The sequence below is a fragment of the Cellulomonas sp. NPDC058312 genome (assembly GCF_042880135.1).
Classification (GTDB): domain Bacteria; phylum Actinomycetota; class Actinomycetes; order Actinomycetales; family Cellulomonadaceae; genus Cellulomonas.
In genome coordinates, this window is record NZ_JBHVZE010000004.1 from 298,545 (window position 1) to 319,679 (window position 21,135).

General features: G+C 75.4%; 17 protein-coding genes. 3 read left to right on the forward strand and 14 right to left on the reverse strand.

The features are described from left to right. Positions 1-307 precede the first annotated feature (307 nt). From araA to proC, 5 genes are all read right to left on the reverse strand, one after another. Complete coding sequence (gene araA, locus ACFVXN_RS13950; RefSeq protein ID WP_389233411.1) at positions 308-1,816, reverse strand: L-arabinose isomerase; 1,509 nt, start codon at positions 1,814-1,816, stop codon at positions 308-310. Continuing rightward, complete coding sequence (locus tag ACFVXN_RS13955) at positions 1,813-2,568, reverse strand: L-ribulose-5-phosphate 4-epimerase (RefSeq protein ID WP_389233414.1); 756 nt, start codon at positions 2,566-2,568, stop codon at positions 1,813-1,815. The genes araA and ACFVXN_RS13955 overlap by 4 nt, the downstream gene beginning before the upstream one ends. A 27-nt stretch (positions 2,569-2,595) precedes the next feature. Continuing rightward, positions 2,596-4,197 carry a xylulokinase gene (locus ACFVXN_RS13960; RefSeq protein ID WP_389233417.1) on the reverse strand — a complete coding sequence of 534 codons (1,602 nt, stop codon included), beginning with the start codon at positions 4,195-4,197 and terminating at the stop codon, positions 2,596-2,598. A 139-nt stretch (positions 4,198-4,336) separates the two neighbouring features. After that, complete coding sequence (locus tag ACFVXN_RS13965; RefSeq protein ID WP_389233420.1) at positions 4,337-5,404, reverse strand: LacI family DNA-binding transcriptional regulator; 1,068 nt, start codon at positions 5,402-5,404, stop codon at positions 4,337-4,339. A 36-nt stretch (positions 5,405-5,440) separates the two neighbouring features. Then, on the reverse strand, positions 5,441-6,289 hold the full coding sequence (gene proC / locus ACFVXN_RS13970; RefSeq protein ID WP_389233423.1) for a pyrroline-5-carboxylate reductase: 849 nt from the start codon (positions 6,287-6,289) through the stop codon (positions 5,441-5,443). A gap of 291 nt (positions 6,290-6,580) precedes the next feature. Here proC and ACFVXN_RS13975 point away from each other — a divergent pair, with 291 nt between their 5' ends. After that, positions 6,581-7,246 carry a hypothetical protein gene (locus tag ACFVXN_RS13975; RefSeq protein WP_389233425.1) on the forward strand — a complete coding sequence of 222 codons (666 nt, stop codon included), beginning with the start codon at positions 6,581-6,583 and terminating at the stop codon, positions 7,244-7,246. An 81-nt stretch (positions 7,247-7,327) separates the two neighbouring features. Here the strand turns inward: ACFVXN_RS13975 and ACFVXN_RS13980 are convergent, their stop codons facing one another. From ACFVXN_RS13980 to ACFVXN_RS14020, 9 genes are all read right to left on the reverse strand, one after another. Continuing rightward, positions 7,328-9,271 carry a biotin/lipoyl-binding protein gene (locus ACFVXN_RS13980; RefSeq protein ID WP_389233428.1) on the reverse strand — a complete coding sequence of 648 codons (1,944 nt, stop codon included), beginning with the start codon at positions 9,269-9,271 and terminating at the stop codon, positions 7,328-7,330. Further along, a complete protein-coding gene (locus tag ACFVXN_RS13985; RefSeq protein WP_389233431.1) occupies positions 9,264-10,145 on the reverse strand; it encodes a hypothetical protein in 882 nt (293 codons plus the stop codon). Before ACFVXN_RS13985 ends, ACFVXN_RS13980 begins: the two co-directional genes overlap by 8 nt. A 71-nt stretch (positions 10,146-10,216) precedes the next feature. Then, complete coding sequence (locus ACFVXN_RS13990; RefSeq protein WP_389233434.1) at positions 10,217-11,449, reverse strand: ABC transporter permease; 1,233 nt, start codon at positions 11,447-11,449, stop codon at positions 10,217-10,219. After that, entirely contained in the window at positions 11,446-12,180 is a 735-nt protein-coding gene (locus ACFVXN_RS13995; RefSeq protein ID WP_389233437.1) for an ABC transporter ATP-binding protein, read from the reverse strand. Before ACFVXN_RS13995 ends, ACFVXN_RS13990 begins: the two co-directional genes overlap by 4 nt. Next, complete coding sequence (locus ACFVXN_RS14000) at positions 12,173-13,474, reverse strand: efflux RND transporter periplasmic adaptor subunit (protein ID WP_389233440.1); 1,302 nt, start codon at positions 13,472-13,474, stop codon at positions 12,173-12,175. The genes ACFVXN_RS13995 and ACFVXN_RS14000 overlap by 8 nt, the downstream gene beginning before the upstream one ends. Positions 13,475-13,742: 268 nt before the next feature. Then, positions 13,743-15,305 carry a methyltransferase gene (locus ACFVXN_RS14005; protein WP_389233443.1) on the reverse strand — a complete coding sequence of 521 codons (1,563 nt, stop codon included), beginning with the start codon at positions 15,303-15,305 and terminating at the stop codon, positions 13,743-13,745. 119 nt (positions 15,306-15,424) lie between these two features. Beyond that, positions 15,425-16,123, reverse strand: coding sequence for a histidine phosphatase family protein (locus ACFVXN_RS14010; protein ID WP_389233446.1), 699 nt, complete (start codon positions 16,121-16,123; stop codon positions 15,425-15,427). A gap of 4 nt (positions 16,124-16,127) precedes the next feature. Beyond that, complete coding sequence (locus ACFVXN_RS14015; RefSeq protein WP_389233449.1) at positions 16,128-16,568, reverse strand: hypothetical protein; 441 nt, start codon at positions 16,566-16,568, stop codon at positions 16,128-16,130. A 43-nt stretch (positions 16,569-16,611) separates the two neighbouring features. Continuing rightward, on the reverse strand, positions 16,612-18,906 hold the full coding sequence (locus tag ACFVXN_RS14020; protein WP_389233452.1) for a sodium-translocating pyrophosphatase: 2,295 nt from the start codon (positions 18,904-18,906) through the stop codon (positions 16,612-16,614). A gap of 233 nt (positions 18,907-19,139) precedes the next feature. Between ACFVXN_RS14020 and ACFVXN_RS14025 the strand changes: the two genes are divergently transcribed. Both ACFVXN_RS14025 and ACFVXN_RS14030 read left to right on the forward strand, forming a co-directional pair. After that, a complete protein-coding gene (locus ACFVXN_RS14025; RefSeq protein ID WP_389233455.1) occupies positions 19,140-19,673 on the forward strand; it encodes a sigma-70 family RNA polymerase sigma factor in 534 nt (177 codons plus the stop codon). Next, positions 19,670-21,058: a hypothetical protein gene (locus tag ACFVXN_RS14030; RefSeq protein ID WP_389233459.1), complete on the forward strand. Its 1,389-nt coding sequence runs from the start codon at positions 19,670-19,672 to the stop codon at positions 21,056-21,058. Before ACFVXN_RS14025 ends, ACFVXN_RS14030 begins: the two co-directional genes overlap by 4 nt. Positions 21,059-21,135: the final 77 nt, after the last annotated feature.

The following is a 21,135-nucleotide window of genomic DNA, read 5'->3' on the forward strand; positions in this document are numbered from 1 at the left end:
GTTCAAGAAGTCAAGCCATAGGTGGAGGCCCCAGGTTGCAGATGGGTAACGGTGCCGTGACCACCTATGGACACCGGTGTAGCCGCAGGTCAGCGGCGTTTCCGGCACCTCACCCGGTCGTGCGGCACGGGCCTGAGGTCCCTCCGAGAGGGTGAGCTTGGGTTCGGGAGCCGAATCCACTACGCCGTTCGGGTGGCACCGTGCCGCTGTCCGTCGCGCGCGACGCCGGTCAGCCTGAACCCAGCACGACGACGGCCCGCCACCCCCGTGGTGGGGTGACGGGCCGTCGGCCGCGGGTCGGACGGGGCTACAGGCCCTGCGCCACGCGGTAGTACACCTGGTTCCAGCGCACCTGGTCGCGGAAGCCGCGGCGGGTGGTGTGCTCGTCGATCACCAGCAGCTCGGTACCCGCGATCTCCGCGAAGATCTCGAACGCCTCGACACCCGCGGCCGTCGACATGACGGTGTGGTGCGCGCCGCCCGCGGTCAGCCACGCCTCCGCCGACGTGGCGAAGTCCGGACGCGGCTCCCACACGGCACGGGCCACCGGCAGGTTCGGCAGCTCCTGCGTCGGGGGCACGATGTCGACGACGTTGGCGGTCAGCCGGAACCGGTCCCGCATGTCCGCCATCGACACGACGACGCCCTCGCCCGGGTCGGCGTCGAACACCATCCGGACCGGGTCCTCCTTGCCGCCGATGCCGAGGGGGTGGATCTCCACCTTCGGCTTCGACGTCGTCAGGGACGGGCAGATCTCGAGCATGTGCGCGCCGAGGATCTTCTCGGCGCCCGGGGTGAGGTCGTAGGTGTAGTCCTCCATCAGGGAGGCGCCGCCGGGCAGCCCCTCGCCCATCACCTTGGCCGCGCGCACCAGGACGGCGGTCTTCCAGTCGCCCTCGGCGCCGAACCCGTAGCCCTTGGCCATCAGCCGCTGCACCGCGAGGCCCGGCAGCTGGCGCAGCGCGCCCAGGTCCTCGAAGTTCGTCGTGAACGCCTTCGCGCCCACCGACGTCAGGAAGGTCTCCAGCGCGACCTCCTGGCGGGCCGCGTACCGCAGCGACTCGTGGCGGTCGCCGCCGCGGCGCAGCTCGGGCACGACGTCGTACAGGTCCTCGTACTCGGCGACCAGGGCGTCGACGTCCGCGTCGGCCACGGCGTCCACCGCGGCGACCAGCTCGTTGACGCCCCAGGTGTTCACCGTGACGCCGAACCGCAGCTCGGCCTCGGTCTTGTCGCCCTCGGTGACGGCGACGTTGCGCATGTTGTCGCCGAACCGGGCGAGCGTGAGCTCGTGCGTGGCGGCCCAGCCCGCGGCGGCGCGCACCCAGGTGCCGACCCGCTTCGTGACGGCCGGGTTGGACGCGTGGCCGACGACGGTGGTGCGGGCCACGCCCAGGCGGGTCGCGATGTACGCGTACTCGCGGTCGCCGTGCGCGGCCTGGTTGAGGTTCATGAAGTCCATGTCGATGCTGTCCCAGGGCAGCTCGACGTTCGCCTGCGTGTGCAGATGCAGCAGCGGCTTGCGCAGCTGGTCCAGGCCGGCGATCCACATCTTCGCGGGGCTGAACGTGTGCATCCAGGTGATGACGCCCAGCACGCGGTCGTCGGAGTTCGCGTCGAGCATCGCCCGGCGGATCGACGCGGAGTCCTTCAGCACCGGCTTCCACACGACCGTGACCGGCACGTCGGACGCGGCGTCGAGCTGGCGCGCGACCTCCTGCGACTGCTCGGCGACCTGGCGGAGGGTCTCCTCCCCGTACAGGTCCTGGCTGCCGGTGAAGAACCAGACCTCGCGGTCGGCGTAGGGCTTGGTCATGCGTCCTGCTCCTTCGTGGTGGTGGCGGGGGCAGCACTGCCCTGGCCGTAGACGTTCTGGTAACGGGCGTACAGGGAGTCGACGTCGGCCTGCGGGATGCGGGTCGGCTCGCCGAGCTGGCGGGAGATGTGCACCGTGCGGGCGACCTCCTCGACCATCACGGCGGCCTTGACCGCCGCCTTGGCGTCCTTGCCGATCGTGAACGGGCCGTGGTTGCGCATCAGCACCGCGGGGCTGCGCGAGTCCCGCAGCGTCTCGACGATGCCGCGGCCGATCGAGTCGTCGCCGATCAGCGCGAACGGGCCGACGGGGATGTCGCCGCCGAACTCGTCGGCCATCATCGTCAGCACGCACGGCACCGGCTCGGCACGGGCGGCCCAGGCCGTCGCGTAGGTCGAGTGCGTGTGCACGACGCCGCCGATCTCGGGCATGTGCGTGTAGACGTACGCGTGCGCGGCGGTGTCCGAGGACGGGCTGCGGGTGCCGTCGACCAGGGCGCCGTCGAGGTCGCAGACGACCATCGACTCCGGGGTCAGCTCGTCGTAGGTGACGCCCGACGGCTTGATCACGAGCAGGTCGTCGGCCGACGGCACGCCGTCCGGGGACACGACGACGCGCTGCGACACGTTGCCCGCCGTCCAGACGATCAGCTCCCAGCGGGGCAGCTCGGCGTGCAGCGTCGCGACCACCTCGCGGGTGCGCGCGACCGCGTCCTGCACCTCGGCCGGGTAGTCGGCGAGGGTCCGGGTCATCTCAGGGGTGTCCTTCCGGTGGTCGGGTCAGAGCGCCGCGGTGGCGGCGCGCTCGACGGCGAGGCCCGCGCGGTAGCGGTCCAGGAACGTGGCGTAGCCCGCCACGTCGGCGGCGTCGGGCTCGGCGACGTCGAGCTCCGCCGCGCCGAACACCCGGGTGCCCAGGTACTCGTCGAGGGACAGCCCGTCGCCGGCCGCGCGGTAGGCGGCCAGCACGGCGATGCCCCACGCGCCGCCCTCGGCCGCGGTCTCGCCGACGGCGACCGGCGCGTCGATCGCGGCGGCCAGCAGCCGCTGCGCGACGCCCGCCGTCCGGAACATGCCGCCGTGCGCGAACATCGTGTCGATCGCGACGCCCTCGCCCGCCAGCACCTGCATGCCGAGGCTCAGCGTGCCGAACGCGGAGTAGATCTGCGTCCGCATGAAGTTGGCCAGCGTCAGGCGGCTGTCCGGGGTGCGCACGACCAGCGGCCGGCCCTCGTCCAGACCGGTGATCGGCTCGCCGGACAGGTAGTTGTAGGCCAGCAGCCCGCCGCCGTCGGCGTCGCCCTCGAGCGCGGCCCGGAACAGGGTGCCGAACACGTCGTCCGCGGACGCCGTCGCCCCGAGCCCGGTCGCGAACTGGCCGAACAGGCCCGCCCACGCGTTGAGCTCGCTCGCGCCGTTGTTGCAGTGCACCATCGCGACCAGGTCGCCGGCGGGCGTCGTGACGACGTCGAGCTCGTGGTGCACCCGCGCGAGCGGCTTCTCCAGGACGACCATCGCGAAGATCGACGTCCCGGCGCTGACGTTGCCGGTGCGCGGCGCGACCGAGTGGGTCGCGACCATGCCGGTGCCGGCGTCGCCCTCGGGCGGGCATAGCGGGATGCCGGCCGGCAGGGTGCCGGTCGGGTCGAGCAGCGCGGCGCCCTCGGCGGTCAGGGTGCCGGCGTCCGCCCCGGCGACGAGCACCTCGGGCAGCAGGTCGGTCAGCCGCAGGCCGGGCCGGCGGGACGCGACGTGCTCGTCGAACTGGGCGACCATGCCGCGGTCGTAGTCGCGGGTCGCCGGGTCGATGGGGAACATGCCGGACGCGTCGCCCACGCCGAGGACCCTGCGGCCCGTCAGGCGCCAGTGCACGTAGCCGGCCAGCGTCGTCACGAAGTCGACCTGCGGCACGTGGGCCTCGTGGTCGAGGACCGCCTGGTAGTAGTGCGCGATCGACCACCGCAGCGGGATGTTGAACCCCAGCAGGTCGGTGAGCTCGCCCGCCGCGCGCCCGGTCGAGGTGTTCCGCCAGGTGCGGAACGGCACCAGCAGCTCACCGTCGGCGTCGAACGCCAGGTAGCCGTGCATCATCGCGGAGACGCCGAGGCCGCCGAACGTCGTCGGGCGCACGCCGTACCGCTGCTCGACGTCGGCCAGCAGCGTGGCGACGGCCTCCTGCAGGCCCGCCCACACGGCGTCGAGCGAGTACGTCCACACCCCGTCGACGAGCTGGTTCTCCCACTCGTGGCTGCCGCTCGCGACCGGCGCGTGGTCCGGTCCGACCAGGCAGGCCTTGATCCGGGTCGACCCGAGCTCGATGCCGAGGGACGTGCGCCCCTCGGCGAGGGCCGCCCGCAGGTCGTCCTGCTGCTGCTGCGTCATCGCGTCGCTCCGTCCTCTGCGGCCGGGCGTCGCTGCCCTGGCCGTCCAACCCGTGCCGCCACCCGTCCGGCGCGGCGCCCTGCTCTCGATGTTAGCGCTCACATCCCTCGCGCGGAAGTCGCGCCGGACGGGCGAGAGGTCACGACTCGCTGACCTCGGGCTCCTCCGGTCCGCGTGTCGTGACCTCTCGTGCGCGCGCGGGCCGGGAGGTCGCGCTCGGGCGGGGCGCGGCGGTGCTCGCCCGGGGGACGAGGGTGGCCGGGAGGAGGGTGCGCGGGACGTCCTCGCCCGCGAGCGCACGGACCAGCGCGTCGATCGCGGAGCGGCCCAGCGCCGGGAAGTCCTGCCGGACCGTCGTCAGCGGCGGCACGAAGTACGCGGCACCGGCCTCGTCGTCGAACCCCACCACCGACACGTCCTGCGGGACCCGCACCCCCCGCTCCCAGAACGCGCGCAGCAGCCCGAGCGCGAGCTGGTCGTTCGCCGCCAGCACCGCCGTCGGCAGCCCCGCGTCCACCAGACGCAGCCCCTCGCGGTAGCCGGACTCCGCCGACCAGTCGACCTCCACCGGGTCCGGCGCCGCGACGCCCGCCGCCGCGCACGCCTCCCGCCAGCCCGCCAGCCGCTCCTGCGCGTCGAACCAGTCCTGCGGCCCCGCGAGGTGCACGACCTCCCGGTGCCCGAGGTCGACCAGGTGCCGGGTCGCCGCGCGGGCGCCCTCCCGCTGGTCCACGCCCACCGCGACGACCCGGCCCGGGCCCGCCACGTGCGCGCCGGACGTCACCGTCACCACCGGCACCGGCGCGGCGAACGCCGTCACCGCCTCCGCGACGTCGACCTGCGGGGCGATGATCGCGATGCCCTCCACCGCCTGGTCGAGGAAGTGGTCCAGCGCCGCGCGCATCGTGCCCGCGTCGAACCGGTCGATCGCCGCGACGCTCACGTAGTAGCCGACCTCCCGGGCCGCGCTCTCCAGCCCCAGCAGCGTGCTGGTGGGCCCGTGGTCCGCCGACGCCGTCGTCAGCACGCCCAGCGCCCCCGACCGGCGCGTCACCAGCGCCCGCGCGGCGCTGTTGCGCCGGTAGCCCAGCTCGGCGATCGCGGACAGCACGCGCTCCCGGGTCTCGGGCCGGACGCTCGGGTGGTCGTTGAGCACCCGCGACACCGTCTGGTGCGAGACGCCCGCGAGCGCGGCGACGTCGCTCATCGCCGGAGGTCGCACCGGGCTGCCGGACACCGGGGCCTACCGGTCCTGGGTCGGCTCGGCCGGCAGCGCGGCCCGGCCCAGCTCCCGCGACCGCTCGTACGCCGCGCGCGCCGCCGCGACCACGCCCGCCCGCACCCCGTGGGCGTCGAGCTGCGCGACCCCGGCGACCGTCGTGCCCCCGGGCGACGACACCCGCTCCCGCAGCACCACCGGGTGGTCGCCCGTGCTGCTCGCCAGCGCCGCCGAGCCCTCGACGGTCGCCACCGCGAGCCGGGTCGCGAGGTCGCGGGTCAGACCCAGCAGCACCCCCGCCTCCGCCATCGCGTCGATCAGGTAGAACGCGTACGCCGGCCCGGAGCCCGAGATCGCGGTCACCGCGTCCAGGTCCTTCTCCGCGACCCGCACCACCAGGCCGGTCGCCGCGAGCGCCTGCTCCACGAGGTCCAGGTGCTCGTCGGTCGCGTGCGTGCCCGGCGCGATCGCGCTCGCGCCCTTGCCCACCAGGGCCGGGGTGTTCGGCATGACCCGCACGACCGGCGTGCCCTCGGGCAACGCCGCCTCGTACACGGCGACCGGCACGCCCGCGGCCACCGAGACGACGAGCGTCCCGGGCTTCAGCGCCGGCGCGATCTCCGCGAGCACCTCCGGCACCACCTGCGGCTTCACCGCCACGAGCACCAGGCCCGCGCGGCTCGCGGCCTTCTTGTTCGGGTCCGCCGCGCGCACGCCGTACCGCCCCGACAGCTCCGTGGCGCGCGCCGCGCTCCGCTCGGTGACGTCGACGTCGTCCGCCGTCCACCCGGCCGCCAGCAGCGCGGTCACGAGCGCCTCGCCCATGACACCCCCGCCCAGGACCGCGGTGTGGGGTCGTGCCGTCGAGGTCATGCGTGCTCCTGGGGGTCGCGGGGCCGGGGCGGAGGACGTCCCCTGCCTCGCGAGCGTAGCCGGGCGGGGCGGGGCACGGTCCCGACGCAGCGGCACGGGCACGCTGCTCGCCCGGGTCCGGTACGACGGACGTGGAGCAACCAGGGCGGCGGAAGTGGGGGTGGGCGGCGCGGACGGCCCCGCCTAGGGTCGCCGTGGCAGCAGGAACGACAAGGCCCCGGGTGGTCCGTCGCCGAGACGACTCGCCATGGGACCCCGGGGCTCTCTGTTGCCGACCATCCTAGCCGCGCCATGTCCGACGACCAAGACGGAGACGCCGTGTCGATCTACCCGCCGGTGCGGCGCACGATGATCGGCCTGCTGTCCACACCCCGCATGTCGACCTATCAGCAGGCGTGCGGCGGCGACGTCGAGGCCGCAGTCGACCTGTACCGGTGGAACCTGGACGTCTCGATGGCGCTGTTCGAGTCGATCCACTACCTCGAGGTCGCGACGCGCAACCGGATCGACGGCGCCCTGAGCACGCTCGCCGGTGCGGGGAACGACTGGTTGGACGCGCCGCCCTCGGTGCCGCTCACGGCGGGCACCCGGAGCCGCATCGCCCTGGCGCGCTCGCACGCGGGCCGCGACGGACGGACTCCCACGCACGGCCACGTCATCGCGGAGATCACCTTCGGCTTCTGGCCCTACCTGTTCTCGGCGGGGTACAACCTCACGCTGTGGGCGCCCGCGCTCAAGGGCGCGTTCCCGACGGCAACCCGTGCCGACCTCCATTCCCGGCTCGGCCGCGTCGCGGACCTCCGGAACCGCATCGGTCACCACGAGCCTCTCATCGCTCTCGACATCGCCACCGAGTACACGCGCATCCTGGAGCTCGCCGAGCTCGTCGAGACTCGACTGGGCTGGTGGATCGACTCGACGAGCCGGGTCGACGCCATCAACCGGCGTCGTCCCTAGTCTCCCGCCAGGCGTCGCTCGGACGCCGGGCCGGGCCGCGCGGGAGTGCGGAGCGGCCCGGCGCCGTCGTGGGTGGACCGGTCAGCTCCCCGGCGGAGCGCCGGGCACCTGCCCGCCGAAGCCGCCCGCGCCGCCGGGCGGGACCATGCCCCCGCCGACCCGGTCGGCCGTGTCGTCCGCCGACCCGCCGAGGCCCGTCAGACCGGCGCTCGACCCGTCGTCCTCGGCGACCATCGCCACGCTCAGGTCCGCGAGCACGACCTCGTCGCCCTCGTCCAGGCCGGACACGATCTCCGTGCGCTCCGAGCCGACCGCGCCCCGCTGCACCTCGACGTCCGTGACCGCGCCGTCGCGCAGCACCTGCACCGTGGCCGTCGTGCCGTCGAGGTGCACGGCGGACGACGGGACGGTCAGGGTCTCGTCGGCGGCCGCGACCGCGATGGAGACCTGCGCCGACGAGCCGTCGAACAGGGAGACGGCCGCCGGGTCGAGCGCGATGTCGACCGTGTACGAGGGGTCCGCCGAGGTGGTGGACGCGTTCAGCACGCCGATGCCGGTCACGGTGCCGGTCAGGTCCTCGTCGCTGCTGCCCACCTGGACGGCGACCTCCTGGCCGACCTCGACCAGGTCCACCTGAGCGAGCGGCACGGTGGTGGACACGGTGTAGCCGTCCGCGCCGATGACCGTGATGACGGCCGACGTGGACTGCGCCTCGACGTCGTCGCCGGCCGCGATCGAGACCGCCGCGACCGTGCCGGCGATCGGGCTCGTCAGGTCCACGAGGCCCAGCCTGCTCTGCGCGACCGCGAGCTGCGCCTGCGCCTGGTCGATCGCCGCCTGGTCGGCGAGCAGGTCGGCCGCGGAGGCGACGGTGGTCCCGGCACCCGCGACGCCGGTGGCGGACGTCGTCGACGCGGCGGGTGCCGAGGCCGTCCCGGTCGACGTGGTGGGGGCGGTCGTGGCGGGGGTGGTCGTGGTGGGGGTCGTGGTGCTCGGGGTCGTGGTGCTCGGGGTCGTCGGGGTGGTGGCGGCCGGGGACGACGCACCGGTCAGCGCCTGCCGGGCGGCGGTCACCGCGCTGTCCAGCTCGGTGACCAGGGTCATCAGCGACGCCTGCGCGGCGTCGACCGCGGCCTGCGCCGTCTGCACCGCGGCGATCGCGTCCTGGCACGCGACCAGGTCGGCCGCCGTCGTGCTCCCCGCGCCGTCGGTCGCGCCGTCGGTCGGGTCGGCGGTCGGGTCGGTGGCCGGGTCGGTGGGTTCCGTGGTGGTCTCCGTGCTCGTGCCGTCGGCGGTCAGGTCGAGGAGTGCCTGGCAGGCCGCGGTCGCGGCGCTGCTCGCGGCGGAGCCCGTGGCGAGCGCCTCCTGCGCCGCCGCGTACTGGGTGAGGAGCGCCTGCTGAGCGCTCGTGACCGCGGCGACCGCCTCGTCCACCGCGGGGTCGGCCGTCGGGTCTGGCGTGCTGGAGCCGCCCGGCACGGCGGTGCCGGAGGCCGTCGTCGACCCCGTCCCGGCGGACGCGCCCGAGGGGGTCGCGGTGCCGGTGGACGTCCCGGCCGACGCGCTGCTCGACGTGCTCGTGGCGGTCTGCGAGTCGATGTCGTCCTCGAGCTGCTGCTGCGCGTCGGCGACGGCCTGCTCGGCCTCGTCGACCGCCTCGGCCAGTGCCGTGGTGTCGAGGGTCGCGAGGACCTGCCCGGCCGTGACGGTGTCCCCGACGGCCACGTCGACCGCGGCGACGGTCCCCGCCACGGAGAACGCCCGGTCGGACCGGCTCGCGGAGGCGACCGTGCCGGTGGCGTCGATCGTCTGCGCGACGGTGCCGGGTGCGGCGGTGGCGGTCCGGTAGCCGGCGTCGGTCGAGCCACCGACGGCGAGGGCGACCCCGCCGCCGACCAGGACGAGCACGAGGGCCGTGGCGACGCCGCCGACCACGAGGCGACGGCGCCGGACCCGGCGGCGGGCGGGCGCCTTCCCCGCGGTGGCGGCAGGTGACCGGCGACCGCGGCGCAGGGCGTCACGCACCGGCGGCCTCGCCCTCGGACTCGTCCGCAGCGGCGCCGGAGCCGGCCGGGCCACCTGCGCCATCCGGGCCCCGGCCGCCGAACCCGGTGGTGCAGCCGTCCTCGCCCGCGTCGGACACCAGCAGGACCGTCGCGGCGACCTGGCCGGAGCTGTCGGCCTCGCCCTGCGCGGTCACGCAGCGGCCGACGGTCAGCGCACCGGAGTCCGCGGCGACCGTCGTCGTGTAGGTGGTGGCGTCGTCGACGGTGATCGTCGCGGAGGTGCCGTCGGAGTCGACGGTGATCGTGCTGCCGTCGACGGCGGTGACCAGACCGGCCGTGACACCGCCGAACCCGCCGCCCTCGGGGCGCTCGCCGGCGCCCGGCGCACCGGTCGGGCCGCCCTCCGGCAGCTCCGGCAGGTCGCCGTCCGCCGGGGCGCCGGTCGGCATCCCCTCGGGTGCGGCCCCGGACGGCATCCCGCCGCCGAACCCGGTCGTGCACCCGCCGTCCGTCGCCGCCGTGAGGGTCACGGACGTGGCGGCCGCGGCGTCGTCGTCCCCGGACGTCAGGGCGACGACGCACGTCCCCGTCGACACGTCGGCCAGCGCGGCGGCGACGGTCTGGGTGATGGTCGTGCCGTCGTCCCAGCTGACGGCCGTCTGGCCGTCGTCGCCCTGGACCTGGAGCAGCGCGTCGCCGACGGAGGCGATCTCGCCGGTGGTGCCGCCGCCGGGGCGTCGCTCCTCGGTCGCGCCGGCGGGGGCCTGCGTCCGGGCGGCGTCGTCGGTCGTCGCGTCGGTGGCCGCCGTGGCGCCGGAGCAGGCGGTGACCAGGGCGAGCACGCCCACGGACAGCAGGACGGCGGGGGCCGTGGCGGATCGGGTGCGGGACATGGTCCTCCTCAGGGGTGCTGCGGCAGGGGGTGCGGCGGCAGGGGGTGCGGCGGCAGGGGGCGGCGCGGCGCTCACTCGGAGCGCAGCGCGTCGATGGGGGCGAGCCGCGCGGCCCGCGTCGCGGGGTAGACCCCGAACACGAGGCCGATCGCGAGGGCGACCGCGACCGAGCCGCCGACCGCGGCACCGGAGACGACCACCGAGGTGTCGAGCAGCCGGGGCAGGGTCAGCGCGCCCACGATCCCGAGCGCCGCGCCGAGCACGCCGCCGGCGAGGCCCAGCACCGCGGCCTCGACCAGGAACTGCCGGCGGATCGCCCACGGCGGGGCGCCGAGCGCCTTGCGCAGCCCGATCTCGCGGGTCCGCTCGGTGACGGACACGAGCATGATGTTCATGACCCCGATGCCCCCGACCAGCAGCGACAGCCCCGCGATCCCCGTGAGCAGCACCGTCAGCGTGCGGTAGACCGAGGTCGCGGTCGACACCAGGGAGTCCTGGCTGTCGATGCTGAAGTCGGCCGCGTCGGCGTCGGTGATGTCGTGCAGGTTGAGCAGCAGCGCCTGCGCCTCCTGGTGCGCCGCCGACAGCTGGTCCGCGGACGCCGCCTGCAGGTAGATGGTGCTGACGGCGTTGCGGTCCAGGCCGCCGGAGACGGCGTCCGCCGCCGTGGTCAGCGGGATCACCACGAGGTCGTCGAGGTCGCTGTCGGCGCTGGAGCCCGCCTCGGACAGCACGCCGACGATCGTGAACGCCGTGCCGGCGATCGTGAGCTGCTGCCCGACGACCCGCGTCGTGCCGAACAGCTCGGTCGCGGTGGTCGCACCGACCACCGCGACGGTGGCGCCCGCGGCGTCGTCGTCGGCGGTGAAGAACTCGCCGGACGCCACGGTGCGGGACCGCACGTCCGGCCAGTCCACGGTGCTGCCGAGCACCGTCGTGGTCCAGTTGGTGTCGTTGGCCTCCACCGACAGCGCCGACTCCTTCTCGGGCGCGACCGCCGCGATGTCGGGGGCGTTCACGGACGACCCCAGCGCCGCGGCGTCGGACCGGGTCAGGGTCGCGGCCGAGCCGAACCCGCCGCGAACCCCGTCGGAGTCGGTGGCCGACCCCGGGGTGACGATGAGCAGGTTCGAGCCCAGTGCGCTGATCTGCTGGCTGACGTCCTTCTGGGTCCCCAGGCCGAGGCCGACCGTGAGGATGACCGCGGCGATGCCGATGAGGATGCCGAGCACCGTCAGCATCGAGCGCAGCGCGTGCCCGCGCACGGCGGCCCAGCCGGTGCGCAGCGTCTCGGACCAGGTCATCGGGCGCTCACCTCGTCGGACAGCACGAGCCCGTCGCGCACGGTGACGATCCGCCGGGCGTGCTCGGCGACCTCGGCCTCGTGGGTGATGAGCACGATGGTCCGGCCCTGGGCGTGCAGCTCGTCGAGCAGCGTCAGGACGTCCTCGGTGGACCGGGAGTCGAGGTTGCCGGTGGGCTCGTCGGCCAGGATCAGGGCCGGCTCGCCGACCAGGGCGCGCGCCACGGCGACCCGCTGCTGCTGACCACCGGACAGCTCGCCCGGCCGGTTCTCGAGCCTGGACCCCAGGCCGACGCGCTCCAGGGCGGCGACCGCGCGCCGCCTGCGCTCGTGCGCCGGGACCCGGCCGTAGACCAGGGGCAGCTCGACGTTGCGCCACGCGGGCAGCGACGGCAGCAGGTGGAACTGCTGGAACACGAAGCCCAGCCGCCGGTTCCGGACGTCGGCGAGCTCCTCCTCGTCGAGCTCGCCGACGTCCTCGCCCGCCAGCCGGTAGGTGCCCTCGGTGAGCACGTCCAGGCAGCCGACGACGTTCATGAGCGTCGACTTGCCCGAGCCCGAGGGGCCCATGATCGCGACGTACTCGCCGGTCCCGATCGCCAGGTCGATGCCGCGCAGCGCCTCGAACTCGATCGAGCCGGTGCGGTAGGTCTTGCGGGCACCGGTCAGCTGGATGACGGGGGCCGTCGCGTCGGGCCCGGTGGGCGCGCGGTCCAGCAGCAGCTCAGCCATTCGTGCCACCGGGTGCCTGGCCGCCCTGCGCCCCGCCCTGCACCCCACCCGGGAGCTGCGAGAAGTCGGGCACCTCGCCGCTGCCGAAGTCCGGCAGCTGCCCCCCGCCGGGGAGCTGCGCGTCCTGCCCGTCCTGCGTCGTCCCGGTGGCCCGCGGGCTGAACGTGGTGACCAGCACCTCGTCGCCCTCCGCGAGGCCGTCGGTGATCTCGACGACGTTCCCCGAGGTCACGCCGACGGCGACCGGCGTGGTCACCGTCGCGCCGTCCGCGCCCTCCTGCGTCACGACGGCCTGGCCGTCGACGGTGGTCACCGCGCCGCTCGGCACGGTCAGCACGTCCGTGCGGCGCTCGTAGATGATCGAGACGTCGGCGGAGACCTCGTCGTGCAGGCCCTCGGGGCTGCCGGTGACATCCACGACGACCGGGTACGCGGCGACGCCGCCGGTGCTGGTGGACAGCAGCCCGATCTCGGCGACGGTGCCGTACACCGGCTCGGTCGCCCCGTCGGGGGTGATCTCCACCTGGTTGCCGACGGCGATCAGGGCGACATCGGTCTCGCCGACGGTCACGTCCACCTGCCACGCGTCCGTGCCGACGATGGTGAACGCGGCCGTGCCGGCGCTGGTCGTGCCCGTGCCCGCGCTCGAGGTGCCGCCGGACGTCGGCGCGCCGGTGCCCGACCCCGACGTGCCGGACCCGGACGTGCCCGATCCGGTGACCACGTCGCCGACCTCGAGGCCGACCGAGGTCAGCAGCCCCTCGACCGGGGCCGTCAGCGTCGCGCCCGCCATGTCCGCCTCGGCGTCGTCGACCGCGGCCTGCGCGACGTCCACCTGCGCCGCGAGCGCGGCGACCCGGGCGTCGGACGCGCTGCTGCCGTCGGCCTCGTCCTGCGCGTCGGACAGCGACGCCTGCGCGCCCGCGAGCTCGGACCGCGCCTGGAGCAGCGCGGCGTTCAGCTGCAGGGTGTCGACCGTCGCCAGCTGCTGGCCCGCGGCCACGGTGTCGCCCGCGGCGACGTCCACCGAGGTCACCGTGCCGCTCACCGCGAACGCGACGTCCTGCTGGACCGTCGGCGTCAGCGTGCCGGTCGCCGTCACGGTCTGCTCGACGGTCGTCAGGCTCGCGGCCACCGCCGTCGTCGACGTGCCGGGGTCCGCGGCCTGCGCCGGCTCCTCCCGCAGGACGAACCAGTACACCCCCGCCCCCGCGACCCCGACCAGCAGCACCACGGCCACGACCCGCCCCCACGGGCGGATCCGCCTCCAGAACGACAGCATGTTCTCCCTCACGACGCCGGTCGCACGACCACTGGCCGCGCCCCGCCGACGCTAGGAACCCCACCTGACTCCCCCGTAGCACCCCCCTGTGCCCCACCTGTGGGGGTCGCCGGGGCGCCGGCCCTCTCCCCGGGGCGCAGGCCCTCTCCCCGGGGTGGATCCACCCGGAGCGACTCGCCGGGCGTGGCGAACGGGAATCGTCCACGCCGCAGCGGGGTGGATCCACCCGGCGGACCGGCAGCGAGGTGGATCCACCCGGTGGCGTCGCGGCGGACCGGCGTCAGGCGGGCAGGAGGAGACCGTCGCGGAGCAGGCCGCGGACGTCCGGGAGGACGTCGGCGGCGACCGCGCTCGCGTCGACGTCCAGGAGGGCACCCAGCGCGCCGACGATCTGGCCGACGGTCAGCTCGCCGTCGCACGCGCCCACGAGGCCCGCGAGCGCCGTGCCGACCTGGACCGTCCGGCCGAGGCCCCCGCCCTGCCGGAGCAGGACGATCTGCGGGTCCGCGTCGCCGGGGCGCAGGTAGCGCTCCTCGGTGACGTCCTCGGCGACCCGCAGGTGCTCGGCGGCGAGGGCGTCGTCGTCGCGGGCCCGGAGCCAGTCGTGGGCGGCGAGGCTCGCCCCGAGGGTCGGGCCCAGCGGCTGGCGGACCGTGCCGGTGACCTCCTCGAGCCGGCGCAGCCGGGGACCCGCGTCCTGCTCGGGCCGGCGCAGCGTGACGACCCCGAACCCGATCGCCTCGACGTCGCGGGACCCGAAGTCGTCCAGCCAGGCCGCATACCGGGCGCGCCACGCGGCGGGGTCGCGGTCCGGGGTGGTGCCGCCGTCACGGATCCAGGTCTCGGCGTACTGGGCAGGGTCCTGGAGCTCGCGCTGCACCACCCAGCCGTCCAGCCCGGACGCGTCCAGCCACGCCCCGACGCGCTCCTCCCAGGACTCGCCGCGCCGCACCTCCCAGTTGCCGAGCAGCTGCGCGACGCCCCCGGGCGCGAGCACCGCGCCGACGGACGTGACCAGGTCGGACACGATGGCGTCGCCGGTGCGGCCGCCGTCGCGGTACTCGTACGTCGGGACGTCCCCCGAGGTGCGTGGGGTGATGACGAACGGCGGGTTGCTCACCACCAGGTCGAACCGCTCCCCCGCGACCGGCTCCAGCATCGAGCCGAGCCGCAGGTCCAGCCGGTCCAGCCCCGCGAGCCCGGCGTTGAACCGTGCGAACCCGAGCGCCCGCGCCGAGATGTCCGTCGCGACGACCGCGCCCGAGTGCCGCGACGCGTGCAGCGCCTGGATCCCGCAGCCGGTGCCGAGGTCGAGCGTCCGACCGCGCGGGTCGCGCACGGTCACCTGGGCGAGGGTGGTCGAGGCGCCGCCGACGCCGAGCACGTGGTCGGTGCGCAGCGAGCCGCCGGTGGCGAGCTCCCCGAGGTCCGAGGCGATCCACCAGTCGACGGTCCCGGCGCCGTCCTCGGCCTCGTAGGGGCGCAGGTCCACGCGGGCACGGACCTCGTCGTCGGCGCCCGACCCGGCGGTCGCCACCAGCCCGAGACGGACGGCCCCGGGAACGCCGAGCGTCGGGAGCGCCGCGGCGAGCGCGGGCCCGGGCACGGGCACGCCGAGCACGAACGCCCGCACGAGCACCGCCCGGGGGTCGGCGGCGTCGGCGGTGGCGCGCAGCGCGGGCACGGGCTCCTCGCGGTGCAGGGCGGCGGCCGCGACCGGGCCGAGCAGGTCCTCGACGCCCGGGACGGTGAACCCCGCGGCCCCGAGGTCGGCGCGCAGGGCGGCCAGGAGGGCGGGGTCGGTCGTCAGGGGCTCGGCGGTCGAGGGGGTCGGCGTGTCCACCGGCCCATCCTCCCCCGCGCAGGGGCCGCGGCCACCCCGCGGCCGAGCCCCGTGGGCGCCGAGACAGGACCGCCGCGCCGAGTCAGGGCTCCCGGACGCCCTGCCTCGGCGCGAGCGCCCTATCTCGGCGCAACGGGCGGGGTGGGCGGGGTCGGCACAGCGGGTCGGGCGAGGGGCTCGCCGCCGGGGCCGTCGCCGTCGGCGTGCGGGGTGTGCGGCACCAGCTCGTCCTGCCAGCGCGTCGCGTACCAGCCGGTCGGGCCGCCGGACTCGAGCGTCACGACGCCGGTGTTGTCCAGCACCCGCACCGCCGCCACCCCGGTGTCGAGGTTCGCCGCCCGGGTGATCGCCCAGAGCCGGATCACCGCACCGTGGCTGACCGCCGCGACGGTCGACGCCCCGCCGGCGCGGATCTCCTCGACGACCGCCTCGAACCGGTCGAGCGTCGCCCGGCCGGTCTCGCCGCCGGGCATCCGTGCGGACAGGTCGCCGCCCGCCCAGGCGAGCATCGTCCGCAGGTACTGCTCCACCGAGGCGGGGTCGGTCCGCATCTCCAGGTCGCCGGCGGCGACCTCCCGCAGACCCTCCCGGACCTGCACCTCGAGGCCGTGCGGGTGGGCGACCGCGGCGGCCGTGGCCCGGGCGCGGTCGAGGTGCGAGGCGTAGACCGCCTCCAGCGGCTCGGACGCGAACGCGTCGCCGACCGCCCGCGCCTGGCGCTCGCCCTCGGCGGTCAGCGGCGCGCCCGGCGCGGCGGTGTCGAGCGCCGAGACGAGGTTCGAGCCGGTCTGACCGTGCCGGACGAGGTGCAGGCGCACGGGATCAGGCGTCGCAGTTCTCGGTGATGTAGGTGCTGAGGTCGTCCCCGGCGGTCGTGAGGTCCTCGGAGTCGGCGCTCTGGGAGAACTCCGCGATCGCCGCGGTGAAGGCCTCCTGGTCGGTGACGTCGATGTCGGACAGGGCGTCGTCGAGCTGCCCGAACATGTCCGTGAACACCTGCCAGTCGTCGGCGATCTCGTCAGGCGCCTCGACGGCCTCGAACTTGTCCCGCGCCTCGCCGATCGCCGCCGCGAACGCCTCGGGGTCGTTGCCGAGGGACCCCGCGGCGTCGATCTGGGTGATGGCGTCCTCGCCGCCCTCGCAGAACGCCTGGGCGTCGCCCCCGCCGGAGCAGGCGGCCAGCGGGACGAGCAGCCCGACGAGCGCGACCCCGACGAGGGCGCGGCGGGCGACGGGCGGGGTGGAGCGGCGCGGTCGGCTCATGCCACCCACCCTGCCGGACGCACGCCCGGACGTCGACCAGACGTCACGCCGGCAGGCTGACCTCCCGCTCCAGCCGGGCCTCCTCGTCGACGCGCGCCGCCCGCAGCCGGGACATCACGACCGCGCCGAACGCGATCAGCGCCGCCAGCACCGCGATGGTCAGCCGGAGCACCTGGTTCGCGTCGTCGCCGATGCTCACCGTGACCACGGCCGGGGCGATCAGCAGCGCGACCAGGTTCATCACCTTGATCAGCGGGTTGATCGCCGGACCCGCGGTGTCCTTGAACGGGTCGCCGACCGTGTCGCCGATGACCACCGCGGCGTGCGCGGGCGAGCCCTTGCCCCCGTAGCGGCCGTCCTCGACGAGCTTCTTCGCGTTGTCCCACGCGCCGCCGGAGTTCGCGAGGAACACCGCCATCAGCACGCCCGACCCGATCGCCCCGGCCAGGAACCCCGCGAGCGGCCCGATGCCGAGCCCGAACCCGACCGCCACCGGCGCCGACGCCGCGAGCAGCCCGGGCGTCGCGAGCTCGCGCAGCGAGTCCCGGGTGCAGATGTCGACGACCTTGCCGTACTCGGGCCGCTCCGCGCCGGTCATGATCCCGGGGTGCTCGCGGAACTGGCGGCGCACCTCGAACACGATCGCCCCCGCCGCGCGGGTCACCGCGTCGATCGCCAGGCCGGAGAACAGGAACACGGTCGCCCCGCCGAGGATCACCCCGACGAGCGTCACCGGGCTGATCACCTGGTAGTCCGTCATCGCCAGGACGATGTCGCCGGGCACCTCGGTCAGCGACAGCCGGGACACCGCCCCCGCGACGGCGTCCGCGTAGGAGCCGAACAGCGCCGTGGCCGCGAGCACCGCGGTGGCGATCGCGATGCCCTTGGTGACGGCCTTCGTCGTGTTCCCGACGGCGTCCAGGTCGGTGAGGATCTGCGCGCCCTCCTCGGTGACGTCGCCGGACATCTCGGCGATGCCCTGCGCGTTGTCGCTCACCGGTCCGAACGTGTCCATCGCGACGATCACCCCGACCGTCGTCAGCAGCCCGCAGCCCGCGAGCGCCACCCCGAACAGCGACAGCGCGATCGACCCGCCGGACAGCAGGAACACCCCGCAGATCGCCGCCGCGATGATGCCCGCGGTGTAGACGGCCGACTCGAACCCGACGCCGATGCCGGACAGCACGACCGTCGCCGCGCCGGTCTGGGAGGTCCGCGCGACGTGGATCGTCGGCTTGGACGTCGTCCCGGTGAAGTACCCGGTGACCCACAGGATCAGGCCGGCCAGCACGACACCGATCGCCACCGCGCCCGCGGCGACCACCCGCGGGTCGCCGTCGTCGGCGCCCAGCCCGGCGGTGCCCGCCAGCTCGGTGAACGACGACGGCAGGTACGCGAACGCCGCCACCGCCGCCAGCACCGCGCCCGCGACCGCCGCGATCGCGAACCCGCGGTTGATCGCGGTCAGCCCGCTCTCGTCGCCGCGCACCCGGGTCACCAGCACCCCGAGCCCCGCGACGAGCGCCCCGATCGCCGTGACGACCAGCGGGAACACCAGCCCCTGCTCGCCGAACGCCGCCCGCCCGAGGATCAGCGCCGCCACCAGGGTCACCGCGTACGACTCGAACAGGTCCGCGGCCATGCCCGCGCAGTCGCCGACGTTGTCCCCCACGTTGTCCGCGATCGTCGCGGCGTTGCGCGGGTCGTCCTCGGGGATGCCCTGCTCGACCTTGCCCACCAGGTCGGCGCCGACGTCGGCCGCCTTGGTGAAGATGCCGCCACCGACCCGCATGAACATCGCCAGCAGCGCCGCGCCGAACCCGAAGCCCTCCAGCACCGCCGGCGCCTCGCCCCGGTACAGCAGCACGACGACCGCCGCGCCCAGGAGCCCCAGCCCGACGACGGACATCCCGACGACGCCCCCGGTCCGCAGGGCGATCCGCGCCCCCTCGGCCCGACCGCCCGGCAGCGACGCCGCCGCCGCGACCCGCACGTTCGCGCGCGTCGCCAACCACATCCCGAGGTAGCCGATCGACGCCGAGAAGCCCGCCCCGATCAGGAAGAACACCGACCTGCCGATCTTGACCCCCGCGTCACCGGGCAGCAGGAACAGCAGCGCGAACACGACGACCGCGAACAGCACCAGCGTCCGCAGCTGACGGGCGAGGTACGCCGACGCGCCCTCCTGGATGGCGGCGGCGATCGCCTGCATCGAAGCCGACCCCTCGTCGGCCGCGAGCACCTGACGGCGGAGCACCACCGCGACGACCAGGGCTGCGACCGCCAGGGCGGCGATGACGGCGACGACCACGAGACTGCCGGACCCGAGCTCGACCATGCATCCTCCTCGGACGCAGCCGCGGGCCCTGCACAGGCCGCGGCCGGTGGGTACACGCCGCTCCGTTGCCGCGTGAGGGGGCCACTGTAGCCAGACGCGTCCGGGTTGTCCGGGAAAGCGAAGAACGTCCTCGGTCCTCGTTGCGCCGTTCGGGTGACACCCCCAAGGTTCCGGTGCCGCGGGACGTCTGAGCGGGCGACAAGGTGGTGCAGAGGACGACAGGGGGGACGGCCGTGGCCTGGGAACGACAGCTCGAGGACTTCGTGCGGGAGCGGGGTGACGCGCTCGTGGGGTACGCCTACCTCCTGACCGGCGACCTCGCTGCCGCCGAGGACCTCGTGCAGGAGGGGCTCGTCCGCACCTGGACGCGCCGACGCGCCGGTGCCGACGTCGCGTGGCTCGAGGCGTACGTGCGCCGCTGCATGCTGCACGCGTTCGTCGACGGCCGACGCCGGTCGCGGCGGTGGCACGACGTCGCGCACCTGGTCGCCGCGCCCGAGCTCTCCGGCGACGCGGACCGCGGTGCGGACGACCGCGACGCGGTGCTCCGGGCACTCACCCACCTCAGCCCGCGGCAGCGCGCGTGCGTGGTCCTGCGGTTCTACGAGGACCTGCCCGTGCACGACATCGCCGTCCGGCTGGAGCTCTCCGACGGCGCCGTCGGCCGCTACCTCCACGACGCGAACCGCACCCTGGCCCCGCTGCTCGGCGAGCAGCCCGGGCTCACCGCCGAGGACCTCCCGACCGCGAAGGGCGGCGCACGATGAACCAGGACCTGGAGACCGCCCTGCGCGACCTCGCCGCCGACGCGGCCGGCGCGCACCGCGCCCGTGCCACCGCGGGCGCCGGCACGCTGCTGCCCCCGACCGTCCGTCGCGTCCGACGCCGCCGCGCCGTCCGGGCCGCCGCCGGGACCGTGGGCGGCATGGTCGTCCTCACCGGCGTCGTGCTCGGGGGTCTCGCGCTCGCGCAGGAGGCCCCCCCGCAGCCCGCGGCGCCGACCCCGGTGCCCTCGACCACCCCGGCGCCGACGCCGACGCCCACACCGAGCCCCACACCGAGTGCCACGCCGGAGACGCCCGCCGTCGTCCTCCCCACCGGCGACCCGACGCTGCCGTTCGGCGCGTGCGGGTCCCTCGCCACCTCCGCACCGGCGGCCCCCGTCGACCCGGCGTTCTCCGCCACCGCCGTCCCGTACGTGACCTCCGCCGTCGCGGGCGGCGCGGTCGCCGTGACCTCGGAGGTCGGCGTCGGCGCGTACGGCAGGTACGGCGCCGTCCACCCCGGCGGGGCGCGCGTCTCCGTGCTGCGGGACGGCGTGGTCGTCGGCAGCACGTCGGTCGGGCGCGACACCTGGGTCGTCGACGAGGACGGTGGGTCGGACGTCCCGATCGGCGTCGACTGGCTCCCCCTGGCCGTGTGCGGCCCCGAGACCCAGCCGGGCGTGAGCGCGGGCGCCCCGCTGCCGGCCGGGGACTACGAGATCCTGCCGTGGTCCGACGTGGTCGCCCTGGGGTCGTCCTGGGAGGCGCTGACCGGCCCCGACGGCGTCCGGCGCGACGCCGAGGACCTGGTCGCCGAGCTGGGCACCCCGGCGACCGCCGTCGGCACGCCGACGACGATCACGGTCACCGGGACCGCGGACGCGATGGCACCCCTGCCCTTCGCCGGCGAGCCCCCGCGCGCACCGGTCGCGTCACCGCCGCTGACCTGCGGCGACCTCGCTCCGGTGGCTGACCCCGCGAACCCGGTGCACCTGTCCTCCGACCTCGTGGGGGCGACGCTGACCCCGGCCGACCTCGCCTCGGTCACGGCGAGCCTCACCTACGAGGGCGGAGGGCGGATGACGCTCATGACCGGCGCCGTGCACCTCCTGGCCCTGAGCGAGGGCCGGATCGTCGGCAACACCCCCCTGTACTACGAGGGCGGGGCGCTCTACGAGCTCGCCGGCGGCCTCCCGCTGGACGTCACGCAGCCCGTGTACGAGCCGGTCGCCTGCGTCCCGGGTGAGCCCGTGTACACCTCGGACGTCCCGCTGGGCGCCGGCACCTACGAGGTCGTCATCGCCGTCGAGGTCATGCCGGTGGCGGGACCCCAGGACGTGCTGTGGGCGTCCGTGCCCGCCGGCCGCGCCACGCTCGTCGTCGGGTGACCGGGCACCCGGGCCCGCCGGCACGGTCGGGCCCGGGTGCGCCGACCGGGTGAACCGCCGCCGGCCCCCAACGTTCC

Excerpts from the sequence above, each read along its gene's own strand:
- araA (WP_389233411.1), bottom strand. The coding sequence starts at position 1,816 with ATGACCAAGCCCTACGCCGACCGCGAGGTCTGGTTCTTCACCGGCAGC.
- ACFVXN_RS13955 (WP_389233414.1), bottom strand. The coding sequence starts at position 2,568 with ATGACCCGGACCCTCGCCGACTACCCGGCCGAGGTGCAGGACGCGGTC.
- ACFVXN_RS13960 (WP_389233417.1), bottom strand. The coding sequence starts at position 4,197 with ATGACGCAGCAGCAGCAGGACGACCTGCGGGCGGCCCTCGCCGAGGGG.
- ACFVXN_RS13965 (WP_389233420.1), bottom strand. The coding sequence starts at position 5,404 with ATGAGCGACGTCGCCGCGCTCGCGGGCGTCTCGCACCAGACGGTGTCG.
- proC (WP_389233423.1), bottom strand. The coding sequence starts at position 6,289 with ATGACCTCGACGGCACGACCCCACACCGCGGTCCTGGGCGGGGGTGTC.
- ACFVXN_RS13975 (WP_389233425.1), top strand. The coding sequence starts at position 6,581 with ATGTCCGACGACCAAGACGGAGACGCCGTGTCGATCTACCCGCCGGTG.
- ACFVXN_RS13985 (WP_389233431.1), bottom strand. The coding sequence starts at position 10,145 with ATGTCCCGCACCCGATCCGCCACGGCCCCCGCCGTCCTGCTGTCCGTG.
- ACFVXN_RS13990 (WP_389233434.1), bottom strand. The coding sequence starts at position 11,449 with ATGACCTGGTCCGAGACGCTGCGCACCGGCTGGGCCGCCGTGCGCGGG.
- ACFVXN_RS13995 (WP_389233437.1), bottom strand. The coding sequence starts at position 12,180 with ATGGCTGAGCTGCTGCTGGACCGCGCGCCCACCGGGCCCGACGCGACG.
- ACFVXN_RS14015 (WP_389233449.1), bottom strand. The coding sequence starts at position 16,568 with ATGAGCCGACCGCGCCGCTCCACCCCGCCCGTCGCCCGCCGCGCCCTC.
- ACFVXN_RS14020 (WP_389233452.1), bottom strand. The coding sequence starts at position 18,906 with ATGGTCGAGCTCGGGTCCGGCAGTCTCGTGGTCGTCGCCGTCATCGCC.
- ACFVXN_RS14030 (WP_389233459.1), top strand. The coding sequence starts at position 19,670 with ATGAACCAGGACCTGGAGACCGCCCTGCGCGACCTCGCCGCCGACGCG.